This window comes from Moritella sp. JT01 (assembly GCF_001574435.1).
Classification (GTDB): domain Bacteria; phylum Pseudomonadota; class Gammaproteobacteria; order Enterobacterales; family Moritellaceae; genus Moritella.
Genome location: NZ_LOCN01000006.1, coordinates 90,067 through 108,370, shown reverse-complemented (window position 1 = coordinate 108,370; position 18,304 = coordinate 90,067). Strand labels below are relative to the sequence as shown.

Sequence of the window (18,304 nt, the reverse complement as noted above, 5' to 3'; positions counted from 1 at the left end):
TTTTTATTTATTTTATTTTGACTTGAACATAGCGCGGGTGATATCCCACGTTAATCGTGCGACTAATCGCGCAGTTTGATTGTCGATATCAAAAACAGGGTTGTATTCAGCTAAATCAGCTACTCGCAATTTTGCTTGGTCTGCTGCATTTCTAGCGTTAAATATGGGTTGTAGTAAGGCTTCAACACTTTCATAATTAATCCCACGCGCTGCTGGTGCACTAACACCGGGCGCTGTGCTCGCAGAGAACACATCGATATCTATGGTCAGATAGAGGTAATCCACGTTATCAATAAATGCGATTAATTCTTCGATACGCTCGGCAAGGTGATAAGAAGCCAGCTGGTGGTCTTCGCGATAATGCACCCCAAGTTGATCTGCAAGGGTGAATAAGGCTTGGGTATTACTGGCGCGACTGACACCAAGACACGCATAATTAAACGCCCAGCCTAATTGTTGGCAGTGTTTCGCGATCTGATTGAATGGCGTGCCTGAGCTCGTTGGGAATGCCTGTCCATCTGTTGAATAGGTGCGTAAGTCAAAATGGGCATCAAAGTTGATAATGCCGATTTTTGGATTTTTAATTTTAATACTTTGAAAGTGCTGCGCTAATCCTTGGAATGTTCCCCACGCAATTTCGTGTCCACCCCCTAATACCATTACTTTGTTTTGTTGGTTGAGGGCTGTTTCGACATGATTAGCCAGTTCTTTTTGGCTGGCGGCTAAATCAGCATCGCTGCAATAGATATTTCCTGCATCAACAAGGGTTGATGTGCTAGTACCTGTATCTATAGCAACGGCATTGTCATGATGCCATGCCATATTAGCCAGTGCTTTACGAATAAGATCCGGTGCTTGTACTGCGCCAACACGGCCTTTGTTACGTTTTACACCTTCATCGCAAGCGAAACCGAGTAGGACAACACCGGCTTGGTTTGTTAACTGATCGTTTTCCGCGATTAAAGTGACTTTTTGATGAAAACGCATGCCTGCTTCACCGTCTTCGGCGTCAATTCGACCCTGCCAAATATCAGCATTAGTTACGGCATAATTCGTGATTGTACGTTGGGAGCCTGCAGGAACAGTTGTTTTAGTCATGACAAATCTCTCCGTTAACGATGCGAGAGTGTAATCTTGGTGTGCCCACTTCATAAGCGAGCTGTGCAGGGTGTTCGATATTCCAGATCGCCAAATCAGCATCATAGCCAACTCTAATCTGGCCGCGTGAATCTTGCAACCCTAACGCTTTCGCTGCATGGCAAGTTACGCCACGTAATGCTTCTTCAGGCGTTAATCTAAATAAAGTACAGCCCATATTCATCATCATAGTTAACGATGCGATAGGGGAGGTACCTGGGTTAAAATCGGTTGCTAATGCCATTGGCACGTTATGTTGACGGAGTAATTCAATGGGTGGACATTGGGTTTCTCTTAAAAAATAGAATGCGCCAGGAAGCAGGGTGGCGACGGTGCCATGTTCGGCCAGTGCTTTCACGCCTTGTTCGTCAATAAATTCGATATGATCAACCGAGGTGGCGCCCATTGTTGCGGCAAGTTCACTTCCGCCAAGGTTACTTAATTGCTCGGTGTGGCCTTTGATGCCTAGTCCATAAGATAAAGCAGCCTCGAAAACGGTTTTCGTTTGCGCCAAGTTAAAGCCAATGCCTTCGCAGAATACATCGACATAGTCCACGAGCTTAGCTGCCACGGCGGCTGGTATTATTTCGTCACACACATAACGGATATAGCTATCGGCATTGTCTTTATATTCAGGCGGTACTGCGTGTGCGGCCAGTAGTGTTGTGGATACCTTAATACTGGCGTGCAGCTCTAACTGTTTAGCTGCGCGTAGCATTTTTAATTCATCTTCTAGCGTTAAGCCGTAACCCGATTTTATTTCAATAGTAGTAACGCCATCTGCGGTCAGTGCTGATAGACGTTGTAGAGCGAGTTCAACAAGTTGTCTTTCGCTTGCTGCGCGAGTCGCGTTAACAGTTGAAAGGATACCGCCGCCTTGTTTAGCGATTGTTTCATACGGCACGCCAGTTAAGCGTTGTTCAAATTCTTTGGCACGGTTACCAGCAAAAACCAGATGGGTATGACTGTCGATAAGACCCGGTGTAATAAGGCGGTGTTGGCAATCGATAATTTGTGAGTAGTCTGCTGTCGGGCACTGCTGCATCGGGCCTATTTCGACTATCTTGCCGTGCGCAATTGCAATGAAACAATGAGGCTGTGTTTGGTAATCTGAATCACTTTGATCCATGGATACAATTGTTGTATTCGTTAGCAGTAAACTCATCAGAATCTCACGTCATTTAAATGTATATACAAATAAATAGACAATTTAGATACAAATGGCAAGTTTTAAATTAATTTGTTGTGACTAAGTGCTGATTTTGTTGATGAGTTGAGTGAGTTTTATGATCGTTGTCGATTTAAAAAACCGACATATTGTTTGGCATAATGATTTGAATGTGGGTGCTATATTTCGGCTTTTAGGCTGAGTTTGTATTTATCTGCTGGATGATAAAGTAGGGCGACACTGATTAAATCTTGCTTGCTCCACGTGCGACGATTGAGCAATAAGCAAGGTTGTTGCGCTGTTAAATTCAAGTGCTGCTGGATAGAGGCACTTGGCATTATTGCTTCAACAGTATGTTCAATAGAGCTTAATGGGCAGTTTTTGGTGAGGTATTCATTGGGTGTAGCCAGATTAAAGTCTTGTTCAATGTATAGTGGTGCAAACTCTGGATTGACCCAACGTAATTCCAGTTGCAATGCGATACCGTCTTCAAAATGAATTATTTCACTGAAAAAGATAGCTGTTTCAAGTCTAACACCCAATCTCATGGCTATCTCATCATCCGCTTGGACCGTTACCTGACGGAGGATTTTATTACTGTATGTTCGGCCGCGTTGGCGAATTTCATCAGCAATATTACGAATATCACTCAGTGATGATTCCACCTTTTTCTGGCAGACAAATGTACCTAATCGCGGCGTTCTTTCCAGTAGACCTTTGTTGACCAGATCGCGGATCGCTTTATTTACCGTCATGCGGCTGACACTAAACTGTTTGGTTAATTCGAGTTCTGTCGGGATCTTGCTTCCAGGTATCCAAACGTGAGAATTAATTTTTTCAAGAATGAAGTCTTGGATCTGAATATAGCGTGGCGAACTGTTCATAGCGTCTAACCTTAATAACGTCTAACTTTAATAGCAGTATAATGGAGTAATCAATTAAACTTAATTGACTATACAAATGATCTATTAGTTAGCAATAAAATGCAAGTTATTATGTGTGGGGGTTAGTTCACTATATTTTACATAGCAGACCATTTGAGTATTCTGTTGATGGTTAAGCTAACAGTTCGATAGTTATTGATTAATTTGAAGCTTGTTTTGTTTTTGTTACAAGTATTTATAACAATAAAATGAAAATCATGATTAACTACCCATATTTGGATATAAGGAACGGTTGCTTTGAAGAAACTTAACAAATATATACTATCTACTGGGGTTGTTTTGACTATTAGTTTGGCATTGTTTATGAGTACAAGTACAAGTACAAATAAAAATTCTCTCGTGTATGTACAAGCATCTAAAGGAAGTTTTAATGATGCAGCAATAACTCAATTATTTTCACTGAAACCAAAACTAAGGGCTGGCGTAACATTTTCAGGCACACCTAAAAATGCTTTTAAATTAGCTGATGAGAATAACCAGCTTGCCTTTGCAGCGGTTACAAACTCAACGATAAAAGGTAATCTTGTTCAAGCTAGTGTTAAAGCAGTTCAGGAGTATAGAATTATTGATGTTAAAGCCTTAATTTCAATGCCGATTGAAATGTGTGTGTTGATGAATACAGATGATATTAAGAAAAATAATGAAATAAAATACATTGCTTCCCATCCTGCGGCATTAAAGCAAATTTATAAATGGAAAACTTCATTAAATGTAGAGGAAATTTCGGTTCCAGAAGGCACTGCTGCTGCAGCTGAAAAAGTATCTCAAAATAAATATCCTGCAGGAACTGCTGCGATAGGATCTTGTGTTCTTGAATCAACGTATCCTCATTTAGCTGTAGTTGCCAAAGGTGTTCAAGATAATAAAAATAATAACACTACTTTTTTATTAGCCAAAGTGGAAAAGCGAGATATTCTTTTAACTGAGTTGGAAGCAAGGACTGAACTGAATAAAGCAATAAGTTCATCAATTAATATCACTGAAAAGTAAGATCTATCGAATCAAAGTTTTAGTTTGTTGTGGTTTATGAGATATGACCTCCTAATTGGAGGTCTTTTTGATCTTTAAGTTGGCATAGATATAACCCGGATTATTTGTATTAGCCCTGATTTTACTTTACCGATTTAGCCCTGATTATTTTACAGCCGTTGCTTCCTTCTAAACTAACTTCTTCTGTATTCTCATCAGGGTATGATATATGAACTGTATAATCACATTGAGTTTGATTCGCTGATGTCGATGATATGGTTCCCACGTAGTAATCTTGCCAAGCACCTGCTTGTTTTAATTCAAATGTTGAATTTGTAGGAAGAGCTAATGTTGTTTTTTCATCTACACTATAAGCTTTGCATAAGTCTTTGTTGTCATTGTTATATGTGCACAAAATACCCAGTGGTTTATTAGGGTTCATGTCTTTATTATAAACTTTTAGTATGTAAATATTTCTATCACTCATGTTGCCATCTGTTGATAGAGTTATAGAGTCAGCAAAGCTATTAGCGCTACAAAGTAAAGACGCTATTATTAATGATATTTTTTTCATTATTATCCTATTTATTATTTATTATTTATTATTTATTATTTATTATTTTAGGTATGAGCTTTTTAAATCGGTTTCACATTAAGTGTCCCAAGAAAAATTTGGGTACCATTAAGGCTGTGATTAATGTGCAACATGGTGAATGTACCAGCCCTAGCCCTAGCCAATAAGTGGCGCTGGTAATATCATACACAGACTAGTACCCCTTTGGTAGTAAATTGTATTGGCAGGTGTAGGGTGGTTAATATGTGTTATTAAATGAGATAAAAATCATCAATATGGGGCTATTGAACATAACCGCTTGACTAGTATCATAGCAGCTTCAATATTTCGAGACAGGGTCGAAATTTTAAAGTGCTCTGTAGACTACAATTCCTGGTTTATCTTGGACATATTCTAAAAATGGTGTATCAACGACTTTCATATTTTTAGAGATAGATGATGCATTTCTATATACTGGTCCATTCTTCCCTCTAATAAATATCCCCGTATGGGTTACATCTAGTCCTTTTATGTTTGTATATATACCAATGTAGTCACCATTTTTAAGATTATTCACTACGCTGTTATCTATACTATATCCTGGAATATATGTTATTTTTCTTGAGGTTATTGCTAATCCCGCGATGTAAGTTCCACCATCCTCTTTTTGATTTAATTCTTTTTGTATCGTTTTCGTATTATCTGTTAAATATTCTGTCACATCTTCAGCATTTCTGTCTCCATTATCATCTGCATAAGTCCAGTCTGAAAAGAAATGTTTTCTTAATAAGAAATCCACTTCACTATTTTTATATCGCGTGTTAATTAAATTATCTGAAAAATCATATGAAAAATCATATGATTTTCTTAAAGCTTCTACATAATCTAAAAAGGTAAAACAATCTAATGCTCTGAAATCTGCAACAAACCTTTCTTTTTCTATATCTGAGCCAATAAGACGGTTTTTCACATAGGACGAATTTAAGAATAATTTAGAAATAGCTTTAATCTTTTTTTGGTTGCTTTGATTTCTTTGTAAAATACGATCAAGCTTATTAGATTTTTTCTCATACAGAGATGCATAAAATTTAAAGTCACGAACTTTATGTTTATGAGTTAAAGCATCGTTGTCAAAATTAACATCATGCTCTCCTAGTGCCGCATAATTTGAGGTACTAAACAATAGTGCTGTGAGTAAAGATATTGGTAAAACTTTTAACTTCATAATAAAAATCCATTTTAGTGGTTTATTTAATTTGGCCTCCTAATTGGAGGTGTTTTTGATCTGGGGCAGAGGTTTAATTTAGCAACTTAAAGGTAATGAGGTAACCGTTAAGCTGCTAATTTAATAATCAAAATAGAAGGTTAATTAGAAGAAACCAAGCGGGTTAACGTCATAACTGACGAGTAAGTTTTTAGTCTGTTGATAATGTTCTAGTGCCACCTTATGAGTTTCGCGGCCGACACCTGATTTTTTATATCCACCAAACGCTGCGTGGGCAGGGTATATGTGATAGCAGTTTGTCCACACGCGGCCTGCTTGGATCTTACGACCCATACGGTAAGCTACATTCATATCACGACTCCAAACGCCGGCACCTAAACCAAATTCAGAATCATTGGCTAATGCTAGGGCTTCTTCTTCGGTCTTGAACGTGGTTACTGCGATCACCGGACCAAAAATTTCTTCTTGGAAGATGCGCATATCATTTGTGCCTTTAAGCAGTGTTGGTTGGATATAGAAGCCGTCTTCATAATCGGTATGAATTTCTTCAACTCCACCTCCAATCAATAATTCAGCGCCTTCTTCCTTGCCTATTTGAATGTAATTTAAGATCTTATCAAATTGCTCTTTCGATGCTTGCGCACCCACCATGGTCTCGGTATCCAATGGGTTACCACGTTTAATTAACTTGGTGCGTTCGATGATCTTAGTCATAAATTGATCATAGATATCTTCATGTACTAATAAGCGTGATGGGCAGCTACAAACTTCACCTTGATTGAAATACGCTAATACCACACCTTCGATACATTTACTCAGGTACGCATCTTCGTGATCCATAATATCGGCGAAGAAGATGTTCGGTGATTTACCGCCAAGTTCGACTGTCGAAGGAATGATATTTTCGGCAGCACATTTTAGAATATGTGAGCCAACGGGTGTAGAACCGGTAAAGGCAATCTTAGCGATACGAGTGCTGCTGGCAAGGGCTTGACCTGCTTCAGCGCCGTAACCGTTGACGATATTCAGTACACCGGGTGGTAGCAAATCTTCTATCAATTCCATTAATACTAAAATAGAGGCAGGTGTTTGCTCTGCAGGCTTTAGGATCACACAGTTACCTGCGGCCAGTGCGGGTGCGAGTTTCCATGCAGCCATGAGAATAGGGAAGTTCCAAGGAATGATCTGACCAACAACCCCTAATGGTTCATGGAAGTGATAAGACACTGTGTTCTCGTCAATCTCCCCAATACTGCCTTCTTGGGCGCGTAAGCAGCCTGCGAAGTAACGGAAGTGATCAACCGCTAAAGGAATGTCTGCAGCGAGGGTTTCTCGAATTGCTTTACCGTTATCCCAGGTTTCTGCTACTGCTAGTTGAGTCAGGTTTTCTTCTAAACGATCGGCTATTTTTAGCAGTATATTAGAACGGGCAGTAACAGATGTGGTTCCCCAAGCATCTTTGGCTTTGTGGGCGGCATCCAGTGCAAGTTCGATATCAAGGTGATTTGAGCGTGGGATCTGACAGATGACTTCGCCATTCACTGGGCTAATATTATCAAAGTAACAGCCGTTTTGTGGCTCTACCCATTGGCCACCAATGAAATTTTGGTAACGAGGTTTAAAATTAACAAGTGCATCTTGAGTTCCAGGTGCTGCATAGATCATAACTCTTTCCTTTGGTTATTGTCTTGATGAGCAGTAATCCTATCACGATGTAAATGTAATGAAACATAATGAAATGTAACGGAATGTAATGGAATATAACCTGTTAGAGGTAAGTGTAACGTAATGCATTAACTGTAATATAAAACTGGTTCGAAAAATTTGATTTTCAGCCCACAGTAGAAGTTTGCGAGATGCTGTATTATCGAATTGGGAACCAGGATTTAAGCCACAAGATGATTCACTAGCTTAATGCGACAGTCACATCATCCTTAAGAGTACTTGAGCAGGCTAATACAAATCCTTGTTCAATCTCTTCTTCGGTGAGAGTTTCGGTACTTGTCGACTTTACCGAACCTTTGGTTACTTTACACTTACAAGATCCACAAACCCCGGCGCGACATGCACCAATAACGGGAACGCCATGCTTTTCTAATGCATCTAATAACAATGAACCTCGAATGACTTCTGCTTCAACCGCAAAGTCAGGGACGTGTAGCATGACACTTGCCTCTGTAGCGCCTGATGCGATCTGGTCTTGTTGTTTGTTATCTGCTGCTGGTGTAAAGCTTTCTTGAAAAAAGTTAGCCATATCAAAGTCACTTTCTTGGGCTATATTTTCAACCGCTTTCATGAAGCCGACAGGACCGCATAGGAAAATAGTGCGTTGGTTTAGATCTGGATACAACTGTTGAATCACGTCGGCGCTTACCATACCGGTTTGATGCGATAAGGCTCTGGTATTCGTCTTTTCATTAGTACTGTCATCGGCACTAAAACTCGCAAAACCATCGCTGTTTTCCAACAGCAATTGCACTTTAAAATTGCTATTTTGAGCAAGTAAGGTCTGCATTTCATCATGGAAGATAACGTTGTCTTTATCTCGAGCACAATGTAAAAATTCAATGTCAGCATCGCTATTATGCGCTAATAATGTCTTTGCTATCGACATGACTGGGGTGATACCACAACCTGCGCTGATAAGCAGCAGTTTAGATTTGTGCTTACAATCACTGCTATTGAATTGACCCGCAATGTTTAATGCTGACAAGCTATCACCGATACTTAAGTTATCTGCAAGCCAGTTAGAGACTAAGCCATCGGGTACGCGTTTAATGGTCAAACGTAATTGTTTTTGTTGTGGTACTGAGCTAATTGAATAGGCGCGATAATGGGTTTTATTTTCTATCTTCACTGCTAAAGTGACGAATTGACCTGGCTTAAAATCAAACTGTGCTTGATCTGCTGAAGTAAAGGTAAAGCTCATCGAGTCATGGGTTTCTGATTCACGCTTAACTAAGACTAATGGCGTTGTTGAAGGCGACCATGTTGCTGGTTTTAAGCTGGGCTTAGTGATTGTTTCACCAAGTGAGAAACTCAGTTTTGGTGTTGAAAGCTTTGATGATGGTTTTGCTGAGCTTGGTTTTGTTGTGATCGTTGAATTATCACCACCGAGAGAAAAACTAAGCTTTGGCGTTGTCAGTTTTGGTGATGAAGGTTTCGGCGTCGATAGTTTTAGGGGCTTAAGTACTGGTGAAGAAAGCGTTGAAGACGGCGTATTTGAAGAAGACATTATTGCACCTATCGCAGTGATAATTGAAGGTTTGAACGTGGGGGATAAGCATTGATTAAAGTCAAACGTCTTTAACCAATGCCGATTATGATCGCTATGTATTAGCGAGTACTATTTATTAGCTAGCATTACTTACCCGCTAACATGGTCGCTAAATCAGTATCAACGTCACCAATACTGCGCATATCAAAGTTATCTTGTAATGCTTTGATCAAGTTATCAGTCAAGAACGCTGGCGCTGTAGGACCGGTATAAATACCTTTGATACCTAACGCGAATAACGTCAGCAGTACCACAATGGCTTTTTGTTCAAACCAAGACAATACGATGCTTAGTGGTAGATCGTTCACGCCGCAATCAAACTCTTCTGCTAATGCTAATACCAGTTGGATAGCGGAGTAAGTATCGTTACATTGACCAACATCTAATAAACGTGGGATACCATTGATATCGCCAAATTCTTTTTTGTTGAAACGGTATTTACCACAAGCCAAGGTTAATACAACCGAATCTTTCGGCGTATTCACGGCTAAATCAGTGAAGTAACTGCGTTCGGATTTATCACCGTCACAACCACCAATTAAGAAGAAATGTTTGATATTACCTGCTTTCACTTCCTTGATAACGGCAGGTGCAGCTTCCATTAATGCATTACGGCCAAAGCCAACTGTGATTTTGTGTTCAATTTCTGTGTGCGCAATACCAGATTGAGCTAAGGCACATTCGATCACTTGTGCGAAATCATCGCCTTCAATATGAACAACGCCAGGCCAGCCAACAATACTACGGGTGAATAGACGATCTGCGTATTGACCCACATTCGGATTGATTAGACAGTTAGATGTCATCACGATAGCACCGGGGAAGTTAGCGAATTCTTTTTGCTGATTTTGCCAAGCACTACCGAAGTTACCAACCAAGTGTCGGTATTTGTTCAGTTCTGGGTAACCGTGTGCAGGTAACATTTCACCGTTGGTATAAACATTGATGCCTTTGCCTTCGGTTTGTTGCAGGATCTTTTCTAAATCATGTAAGTCATGACCCGAAACTAGAATACATTTACCTGCAATCGGTTTTACGTTTACTTGCGTTGGTTGTGGATGACCAAAAGTATCTGTTTCACCCTTGTCTAGCATTTCCATAATTCGGTAGTTTAGTAAACCAATTTGCATCGATGTTTCTAATAACGTATTTGCATCCGTCGGTTCAGTGCCTAAGAATGCCATGATCTGATGGTATTCCCCGTTTACTGCTTCGTCGCTCTGACCAAGTACATTGGCGTGTTCCATGTATGCTGCAGCACCTTTAAGGCCGTATAAGCATAATAAACGCAGACCAATGATGTCTTCGTGTAATTCGTCATGGCCACGGTTAACCGCCGCTTCGGGTGCAAAATTCATGACTTCTTCAGCTGTTGCTGGTAATACAAATTGCGCTGCTGGAGATAATTCAGGTAACGCTTCGCCCGCCGCTGCTGCAGCTGCCATTACTTGCGTGCGTAGTTGTATCTTGTAACGCTCTGCAATTTCAGTGTATTCAGTTATACGCTCTGGCACAAAGTTAACGTTGGTTAACGTAGAGAAGAATGCACGTGGTGCCCAAGCATCGATTTCGGCATCAATGATGTTGTATTTACGTGCTAGCTCGGCCCAAAAAGACACGCCTTGTAAATTAAATACCAGTACGTCTTGTAGGTCTGAAACATCAGCCGTTTTACCACACATACCTTGAGTATAAGAACAGCCTTTCGACACAGGGGTTTGAACAGTTTGCTCACATTGAATACAGAACATTTAAGACTCCATTATAATTATATTATTGATATCGATTTAACGATGATCTCTGAATCTATACTGCACTGAGCGTGCCAACTTTTATCTTGTTGATATTTATCGGTTTTATGTTTTTTGATGTTGAGTTTGATGTACTAACTACATCGATATTGATGTGATTAGTACATCATTTCTGTTCCTGTATCGAATGAGGCAGTCTGGCTTACTTCATCGGATAAGTGCTGCTGTAGAATCAGGCTCTGTTGTGCTTGAATGGCCCGTAACCCTGCACGCATTAAGGTATGGTTGCCACGGCAATCTCGCGGGGTTCTTTACTGGCTTTTGATGGGGATTTTGGCCGCACGATAGGGTATGAGCGTAACTACTTATATATTCTCAGCGACAATACAATTGACAAATGGTGCTATAATCCACCTGCAGGAAAAAAGTTATCAATTCGCATTGTGGCGTGGGTTCTCTGGGTAAATGGCTGCATCGCAGACGAATACTTATTTTTGGATGACGCTGATTGGAATAAATAAATTGGTCTGGGGAATTAGCAATGGATAATACTTATGATAGCGATGACTTAATCACATATACCATTAGTCGAAATGTACCAGCAGCGAAAGCTGCTGAATATGAGTTATGGCTTAAGACGGTTTCTGCATCAGCCGCTACTGTGACCCAGGACTACTTGGGAGTAACAATCATAAGACCTGAACATAAAGCAGGTAACTATCACGCGATAGTACGCTTTTCTTCTGTCGAAGGGTTTGAAATATGGCAGAAGTCTCAAGAAAGAAAGGATTGTTTAGGCTTATTAGATGATTCACTTAAACAGAGCTATATCACTCAGTGCAATGGTTTTGAATATTGGTTCACTGTCAGAAACGCCGTCCCCCCTCGCTGGAAAAGCATTTTACTGACGTATATCGTAATATTTACCCTTATGTTAACCATACAGCCTTTATTAACGGTAACCATGGCCCCTTATTTACCCAGCTTAATTGTTAAAGCTATTGCTACGGCAGTGATCACCTTAACAATGTCGTTAGTTGCTATGCCTATTATGACGAGATTACTAAAAAAATGGCTTTATAGTCATACCATCACCAAAATATAATTGATATCAATAGGATAAATGGTGGAATTTGAATCTGTCGGCTCAGTACCTAAGAATGCCATGATCTGATGGTATTCCTCATTTACTGCTTCGTCGCTCTGACCAAGTACATTGGCGTGTTCCATGTATGCTGCAGCAGCCGTTTTACCACACATACCTTGAGTATAAAACAGCCTTTCGACACAGGTGTTTGAACCGTTTTCTCACATTGGATACAGAACATTTAAGACTCCATTATAATTATATTATTGATATCGAATTAACGATGATCTCGGAATCTATATTGCATTGAGCATGCTAACTTTTATCTTGTTGATATTTATTTGTTTTGTGTTTGACCTGTGGATGCACTAATTACATCGAGATTGATGTGATTAGTACATCATTTCTGTTTAGGACGTGGCTAAAACGGCGCAACTTTAACTAAAGTATTGCTGCGCGTAATTCTTTGGGTTTAATGCCGAGTTTTTTACCCATTTTATATAAATTACCGCGATCCATTTGTAAAAATGCTGCGGCTTGTGCCCAAACAAAGTTTGATTGCAGCAGGGCATGCGAAATGAGCTTGGTTTGATACACTTCTACTGCGCCCCGTAGTTCAAATGATGTCGCAGGCAAGTCATTTATTTCTGTTTCTGCATCGAATGAGGCAGTCTGGCTTACTTCATCGGATAAGTGCTGCTGTAGAATCAGGCTTTGTTGTGTTTGAATAGCCCGTAACCCTGCACGCATTAAGGTATGTTCTAATTCGCGTACGTTCCCCGGCCAACTGTAGTGATTAAGTGCGGTTAATGCTTGTGGGTGCAGTTGCAATTTAGCCACATTAAATTGTGAACGAACCCTATCAAGAATATGCCCAGATAATACCGCGACATCCCCTCTGCGGTCTCGCAGTGGTGGCACGTTAATAGGAAATACATTTAAACGGTGGAACAGGTCACTACGAAAGCGGCCTGCTGCGACTTCTTCGGTTAAATTACGGTTAGTTGCAGCGATAATGCGGACATTTATCATTAAGTTCTTATCTGCACCGACTCGCTGTACTTCACCCTGCTGAATAACGCGCAGTAGTTTGGCCTGCATTAATAAGGGTAACTCACCAATTTCATCTAAGAATATAGTGCCGCCATCGGCCAACTCAAATTTACCCGCCCGATTGCTGATGGCACCTGTAAATGCGCCCTTAACATGACCAAATAATTCACTTTCAGCCAGACTTTCGGGCAATGCCGCGCAGTTTACGTAAATCATCGGTTGTGTTGCGCGTGAGGAATTGGAGTGGACAGCATGGGCGACTAACTCTTTCCCTGTGCCTGTTTCACCACTGATTAATACAGCGTAATTGGAATAAGCCACCATGTTAATATTGTTACGCAGGGCTTGCATTTCGGGACTGATACCGACCAATGCACCACCTTTATTCCGGGCTTCTTGAATGAGAACTTGGTTCATATTTTGCTGTTGCTGGTGGCTTTTTCGTAGGGCTTCAACTTGATTTACATTACGAATGGTTGCAGCTGCTAATGCTGCAAAGGTGGCAACGGTTATATCGTCAATGCGCTTAAAAGCACCGACCTGCATGGCATCAAGGGTGATAAGGCCAACCAAATGATCTTCAACATATAAGCTACAACCCATGCAGTCATGCACGTCTATCGACCGATTAGGATCGTTTTTTAATAACCCGTCAAAGGGGTCGGGCAAGGTTGAACTTGCGGGAAAGCGTACAGGTTCTCGGTTGGCTAGAATAGCTTGTAGGCGAGGGTGCTGCTGCGGATCGAATTTTTGACCTAATACTTCATCTGATAAGCCATTGACGGCAGCTGCAGACAATAACCCTTCATCGTCAAGAATGAACAAAGCACTTGCATCACAAGGTAGAACCGACTGTAACGACTGCATCAAACGCTGGTAATGATGACCTGGCGGTAAATTTAAATTGAGATCGAGTGCAATTTGTAACATCGCTTGGTCGAGAGGAGTCTGCATACATAGGCCTTAATATCGAGAGTGATGTGATTTTTACATCGAGGTTAATGGCTGTAAATACTTGTGTGCAGAAAGGCTTGGATAACAAAAGCTTTGTTGATCTTGATTAATATTATAAGGGATTATTTTATTAAGTATTATTTTGAAGGCTGATTTCTAGGTGGTTTTATAAATAAAAATCACTGTATTATGGACGCAAAGTTTAATACTTAATGATGAGCAAGCACTGATAGAAAGAAGGATTTTTAAATGAAGATATTAGCAATATCGGGAAGTCTAAGAAAAGACTCTTATAACACGGCTCTGCTTAAGGCAATGAAAGCGCTAGCACCAGAAAATATTGAAATTACATTTTTTGATGAATTGGGCAGCATACCGCTGTTCAATCCAGATATAGATCCAAATACAGTTGTGAGTGTAATCGCCTTTAAAAATAGCCTTGCAGAGACTGATGGTCTTTTCTTATCGAGTCCTGAATATGCACATGGCATTAGCGGTGTTTTAAAGAACGCCCTCGATTGGCTGGTGAGTGGAGAAGAATTTGTTGATATGCCTGTCGCTATTTTTAATACCTCACCACGAGCCTCGCACGCATTGGACTCTTTGTACGAAATCGTTCGTACCATGTCTGGAAATATCATAGATAGCGCATGCATCACTGTCCCGTTACTGGGTAGTAACTTAACGGGAGAAGGTATAGTGGAAGATCATGTTATGTCAGAATCGATACAATCAGCGATTAATGCTTTTTACGTCGGTACCGTTGACGTGAATAACTGAATTATGTGATCTCTTATCAACCATACTTTCATCTCATTCGTGATTAAACTTTTGTTTAATCTGGATTTTAGTTTGATGCTTATAACTAAGTAATGTAATGATGATAAGTGTGTCGTATCAACAGTGATTAGACACAAGGAAGTTATTATAAACAATCACTTATAACTTGGGGTAGTGTCGCTATGAATAGGTCTGGAAATAGAACTGGAAGCAGTTCGGGAAATAAGAGTATTGCCGTTATTTTCTTTCAAATATTGATTGATTTGGGCGAACTAGCGCTCGATAAAAAGTATGCTAACTTGTGGTTTTCATGGTTAGGCTGGCTAGGCGTAACGGGTCTATTATTTGTCATATATGATAAAACCAGTGACGTTGTACCATTAGTTATCGGTATTGTGTCTGGCGTGAGTTTATTTTTTATTGCTCTGGCAATGATTCGGAAAGTGTTTAATTATTTGGTCGGTAAGTATCGTGATAATGGATTAGCGATATCGATATCTTTAATTTTTCTGGTTGTAAATACGGTGTTCTCAATGGGCTTAATTTTATCAATAATAAAAGCGTCGGGTGTTTCTGTGCTTGGTTAAGCTGAAGCGTGTTTTAAGTTGCTTATAGCTATGTATAATACGCGCTGTTTAATAATAGAAATATAGGCGTAGTGCGTGATGACAAACAAAGGTCTTGGTTGTTCTAAATTTACTTTTGCTGTGTACCTAGCAAATACTCCCAATATGTTGGAGTACCAAGGTATAAATAGCGTTAGTTCACTGGTGACTGGAGAAGTTAATGCCATAGGTCAAGCATGCGGCAATGGCTGGCGTAAAGTCTTTAACGTCTATGCCAAATTGTTGTATGCATTAAACCCGACTGACTTTGATTTTGCGCAGCGGGCGCCTACTTGGCAAATGTATCGAGATAAATATTTGTTACAAGCGGGGAGTGAAACAGCATTATTGTTTAGTCCACCTCTGTTTGATGCTAATGCGCAGACTATTCACATTATATGTGGACGTACTTATGCCAAGCAGCTATTAGCATCCAGTGAATTAAAGGCTAACTTAATTTGGTTAGATGAAGAATTTGCTATTGATACTGCAAAGCGTTTAATTGTTTGCCCTTATTTTGATTACCGACAGTTATCCAATATCAAAATTGAACGTTTATCAGTGATGTTAAGTCAGTTAGTGAATAACACGAAAACAAAGTACTAATACAGCTACAATGTTGAATAAACCTATCAAGGTGAAAGGCGGTTAGATAGGTTTATTCAGAACTTATATCACTTTAGATAAGCTGATACGTTCATCGCGATAAACACCGCTAATCACGACTTCTTTTACCTCTTCAACTGTTGTTGCGCTTGTTGGTCGCCATTGCAAATCAATGCCACTAAATGGCTGACTTATGGCATCTTCTTCGCCACTATCTTGTAATAATTCAGCTAATGTCATTGCCACTAATGAACGGCCTGAGATAGTAGACCAGCGAGTTAGCAAGTCTTTTGATAGCATCTGCTCTGCCACTTTAATCGGTGAACCAGTCAAATTATCAAATTGGATGTAATCAATAGCCCCTGAACGACTAATAATGATGCGGTTACTTAACATGCTCATACCGTAGACATATCGTTGCGAATAAGCCTGTGAATGGATAACGGTTTGTGATTTATTATCAATGAGATATATTTTTTTATTGGTGAGTGCGGCACTAAACTTACCTGTTGGATCGGAAGCTAATTTAGTTACGTTTTCGGGCAATACTAAGGTCGCATTCGGTGATGTTGGCTGAGTTATATCAAACCAACTTAAGGTATTGGTTTTATCACTGACAATCAAATATTTATCGTCATTGACGAAGGCGGCAAAATCAATATTGTCTTTAATGATTTCGCTACGCAGAGCCAACGTTTCGGCATCGACAACTGCTGCGGCGGTTCCTGATGTTTGTAGCACCAGTAATAGCTTTTGCTCTTTGCTCAATATGAGATTAGGTTGACTTGAAGATAACGTATAACGCTTACCAGTTTGCTTTAATGTTGAGCTTGATAATTGTTGTAATTCAGCATTTGCCCCGTAACCATTTGTAAACACGGCCGTTACCCAGTTTTGATTGTAAGAAACAACTAAGTTATTGATATGGTTGTTCTTACAGTCAGCCGATGAATCGGGTAGAGATGGTTCTACAGGTGTTATTTGACCTCCACCTGACGCCTTGCTGAACGTATCTATACTTAGTGCGGAAGATAAAGGCGATGCTTTGCTATTTTTACCTAATTCGGTTAGATAAATACCATTATTACCCGTGCTATTACATGTATTACTGACAGCATTGTCACCATAAATAGTCGGTTGATAAATTAAATAAGCGTTCTTATCGTGTTTACCTTGTGCTGCAAATGTCATTATGGATGTGAGTTGGGTTTTTCCTCCACAGTGATCCTTATAGCCGTAATCGTCATCATCACAGTCATCGTCATCGTCATCATCGTCATCGTCATCATCATCATCATGATCATCAAATGTCGACATACTCGGTAGTGATGGTGTTGTACTTGTTGGTGTAAATAATTTACTCGAGCCAGTCGTGGTATCAACTTGTAATAATTTATCACCGTAGGCGAGGGCAAGTAACATACCTGTATTTTCATTCATGGTAATTGGAGAGGATGAAAAGAAAGTATTTACAGGATAAGAACCTGGGATTAGATAGCGGTTACTCAAGTTAACATAGCTATTGTCTAAATCTGCTTGTGACAAGCTTTTGGTAATATCAAAATTACGACTGCTCACCATTTTATCAACAGCAGCCGAGATTTTTAACGCTTTTGAATCACCTTGCAAGGACAGTGCATGTTTGAATGAAGCAAGTAATAATTTAGTTGGCTCTTTTGGACCGTGCATATCATTTAGTTTATAAAAATCAATGTTATATTTACTTCCAAAAAGCTGCTTTAAAAGTGCTTTAGCTTGCTCTTCACTACCCGCGACTTGCGGGTTAAACAGTACTTCATTTTGGATTAAGGTTGTGAATGGGCTGATTACTGCTGCACTCGCTGTCGCGGTGAGAAAATACCCCGAATTATCAATTAAGTAAGGTGCCGTATTAGCACTAGAAACACTCTCTAAGCTCGGTACTTGCTCCTCTTGTTGACCGCACGCATTATTACGATCTGCATCCAAGCAAATTGGTAATTTACTGTAGTCGTAAATATCAGATGTTGTCTTACTTGTTTGTTCGCCACCACAGCTAATAACAAGGCTACAGCTTGCTAAAATAGTCGCTATTTTCGACAGTTTGTACTTTCCATTCATAAAAATAATACTTCGCTTGTTGAAATTTAATACTAACCATTGTTCGTATTATGGTCACTTTTAGTTCATTAAAGAATATTATCGGAGCATACCGA

15 protein-coding genes are annotated in these 18,304 nt (G+C 39.9%); 5 read left to right on the top strand and 10 right to left on the bottom strand.

The features are described 5' to 3' along the window. Positions 1-12: 12 nt before the first annotated feature. The 3 genes from hutG to hutC form a co-directional block, all read right to left on the bottom strand. Positions 13-1,098, bottom strand: coding sequence for a formimidoylglutamase (gene hutG, locus AKG98_RS05620; RefSeq protein ID WP_067042642.1), 1,086 nt, complete (start codon positions 1,096-1,098; stop codon positions 13-15). Further along, on the bottom strand, positions 1,091-2,302 hold the full coding sequence (hutI, locus tag AKG98_RS05615) for an imidazolonepropionase (protein WP_067042639.1): 1,212 nt from the start codon (positions 2,300-2,302) through the stop codon (positions 1,091-1,093). The genes hutG and hutI overlap by 8 nt, the downstream gene beginning before the upstream one ends. 182 nt (positions 2,303-2,484) lie before the next feature. Further along, positions 2,485-3,189, bottom strand: coding sequence for a histidine utilization repressor (gene hutC, locus AKG98_RS05610; protein WP_067042637.1), 705 nt, complete (start codon positions 3,187-3,189; stop codon positions 2,485-2,487). 297 nt (positions 3,190-3,486) lie between these two features. On the opposite strand from hutC, the gene AKG98_RS05605 reads away from it, so the two are divergent. Further along, positions 3,487-4,239: a prephenate dehydratase domain-containing protein gene (locus AKG98_RS05605; RefSeq protein WP_067042634.1), complete on the top strand. Its 753-nt coding sequence runs from the start codon at positions 3,487-3,489 to the stop codon at positions 4,237-4,239. A gap of 121 nt (positions 4,240-4,360) precedes the next feature. Here the strand turns inward: AKG98_RS05605 and AKG98_RS05600 are convergent, their stop codons facing one another. The 5 genes from AKG98_RS05600 to hcp form a co-directional block, all read right to left on the bottom strand. Continuing rightward, positions 4,361-4,792, bottom strand: a complete 432-nt coding sequence (locus AKG98_RS05600; protein ID WP_067042631.1) for a hypothetical protein — start codon at positions 4,790-4,792, stop codon at positions 4,361-4,363. Between the two features lie 346 nt (positions 4,793-5,138). After that, positions 5,139-5,996 (bottom strand): N-acetylmuramoyl-L-alanine amidase-like domain-containing protein, encoded by an 858-nt coding sequence (locus AKG98_RS05590; protein WP_083543887.1) that lies wholly within the window; start codon positions 5,994-5,996, stop codon positions 5,139-5,141. A 144-nt stretch (positions 5,997-6,140) separates the two neighbouring features. Further along, positions 6,141-7,661: an aldehyde dehydrogenase family protein gene (locus AKG98_RS05585; protein ID WP_067042625.1), complete on the bottom strand. Its 1,521-nt coding sequence runs from the start codon at positions 7,659-7,661 to the stop codon at positions 6,141-6,143. A gap of 241 nt (positions 7,662-7,902) precedes the next feature. Beyond that, positions 7,903-9,231 carry a hybrid-cluster NAD(P)-dependent oxidoreductase gene (locus tag AKG98_RS05580; RefSeq protein ID WP_067042624.1) on the bottom strand — a complete coding sequence of 443 codons (1,329 nt, stop codon included), beginning with the start codon at positions 9,229-9,231 and terminating at the stop codon, positions 7,903-7,905. A gap of 128 nt (positions 9,232-9,359) precedes the next feature. Then, complete coding sequence (hcp, locus tag AKG98_RS05575; RefSeq protein ID WP_067042621.1) at positions 9,360-11,024, bottom strand: hydroxylamine reductase; 1,665 nt, start codon at positions 11,022-11,024, stop codon at positions 9,360-9,362. Between the two features lie 541 nt (positions 11,025-11,565). Between hcp and AKG98_RS05565 the strand changes: the two genes are divergently transcribed. After that, positions 11,566-12,129, top strand: coding sequence for a hypothetical protein (locus AKG98_RS05565; RefSeq protein ID WP_067042615.1), 564 nt, complete (start codon positions 11,566-11,568; stop codon positions 12,127-12,129). Positions 12,130-12,552: 423 nt separating this feature from the next. On the opposite strand, the gene norR is transcribed toward AKG98_RS05565, so the two are convergent. Continuing rightward, entirely contained in the window at positions 12,553-14,118 is a 1,566-nt protein-coding gene (gene norR / locus AKG98_RS05560) for a nitric oxide reductase transcriptional regulator NorR (RefSeq protein WP_067042612.1), read from the bottom strand. Between the two features lie 249 nt (positions 14,119-14,367). Here norR and AKG98_RS05555 point away from each other — a divergent pair, with 249 nt between their 5' ends. The 3 genes from AKG98_RS05555 to AKG98_RS05545 all read left to right on the top strand — a co-directional run bounded on the left by AKG98_RS05555 (position 14,368) and on the right by AKG98_RS05545 (position 16,109). Next, entirely contained in the window at positions 14,368-14,898 is a 531-nt protein-coding gene (locus AKG98_RS05555) for an NADPH-dependent FMN reductase (RefSeq protein ID WP_067042609.1), read from the top strand. 182 nt (positions 14,899-15,080) lie between these two features. Beyond that, positions 15,081-15,485, top strand: coding sequence for a hypothetical protein (locus AKG98_RS05550; protein ID WP_157534070.1), 405 nt, complete (start codon positions 15,081-15,083; stop codon positions 15,483-15,485). Positions 15,486-15,563: 78 nt separating this feature from the next. Continuing rightward, the gene (locus tag AKG98_RS05545) at positions 15,564-16,109 is read left to right on the top strand and encodes a hypothetical protein (protein ID WP_067042604.1); all 546 of its coding nucleotides are present in this window, start codon (positions 15,564-15,566) and stop codon (positions 16,107-16,109) included. A gap of 63 nt (positions 16,110-16,172) precedes the next feature. On the opposite strand, the gene AKG98_RS05540 is transcribed toward AKG98_RS05545, so the two are convergent. Then, positions 16,173-18,209 carry a hypothetical protein gene (locus AKG98_RS05540; RefSeq protein WP_067042600.1) on the bottom strand — a complete coding sequence of 679 codons (2,037 nt, stop codon included), beginning with the start codon at positions 18,207-18,209 and terminating at the stop codon, positions 16,173-16,175. Positions 18,210-18,304: the final 95 nt, after the last annotated feature.

What these genes read in the sequence shown, in the direction of transcription:
- hutG (WP_067042642.1), bottom strand. Translation starts at nt 1,098, where the DNA reads ATGACTAAAACAACTGTTCCTGCAGGCTCCCAACGTACAATCACGAAT.
- hutI (WP_067042639.1), bottom strand. Translation starts at nt 2,302, where the DNA reads ATGAGTTTACTGCTAACGAATACAACAATTGTATCCATGGATCAAAGT.
- hutC (WP_067042637.1), bottom strand. Translation starts at nt 3,189, where the DNA reads ATGAACAGTTCGCCACGCTATATTCAGATCCAAGACTTCATTCTTGAA.
- AKG98_RS05600 (WP_067042631.1), bottom strand. Translation starts at nt 4,792, where the DNA reads ATGAAAAAAATATCATTAATAATAGCGTCTTTACTTTGTAGCGCTAAT.
- AKG98_RS05590 (WP_083543887.1), bottom strand. Translation starts at nt 5,996, where the DNA reads ATGAAGTTAAAAGTTTTACCAATATCTTTACTCACAGCACTATTGTTT.
- AKG98_RS05585 (WP_067042625.1), bottom strand. Translation starts at nt 7,661, where the DNA reads ATGATCTATGCAGCACCTGGAACTCAAGATGCACTTGTTAATTTTAAA.
- AKG98_RS05580 (WP_067042624.1), bottom strand. Translation starts at nt 9,231, where the DNA reads ATGTCTTCTTCAAATACGCCGTCTTCAACGCTTTCTTCACCAGTACTT.
- hcp (WP_067042621.1), bottom strand. Translation starts at nt 11,024, where the DNA reads ATGTTCTGTATTCAATGTGAGCAAACTGTTCAAACCCCTGTGTCGAAA.
- AKG98_RS05565 (WP_067042615.1), top strand. Translation starts at nt 11,566, where the DNA reads ATGGATAATACTTATGATAGCGATGACTTAATCACATATACCATTAGT.
- norR (WP_067042612.1), bottom strand. Translation starts at nt 14,118, where the DNA reads ATGCAGACTCCTCTCGACCAAGCGATGTTACAAATTGCACTCGATCTC.
- AKG98_RS05555 (WP_067042609.1), top strand. Translation starts at nt 14,368, where the DNA reads ATGAAGATATTAGCAATATCGGGAAGTCTAAGAAAAGACTCTTATAAC.
- AKG98_RS05550 (WP_157534070.1), top strand. Translation starts at nt 15,081, where the DNA reads ATGAATAGGTCTGGAAATAGAACTGGAAGCAGTTCGGGAAATAAGAGT.
- AKG98_RS05545 (WP_067042604.1), top strand. Translation starts at nt 15,564, where the DNA reads ATGACAAACAAAGGTCTTGGTTGTTCTAAATTTACTTTTGCTGTGTAC.
- AKG98_RS05540 (WP_067042600.1), bottom strand. Translation starts at nt 18,209, where the DNA reads ATGAATGGAAAGTACAAACTGTCGAAAATAGCGACTATTTTAGCAAGC.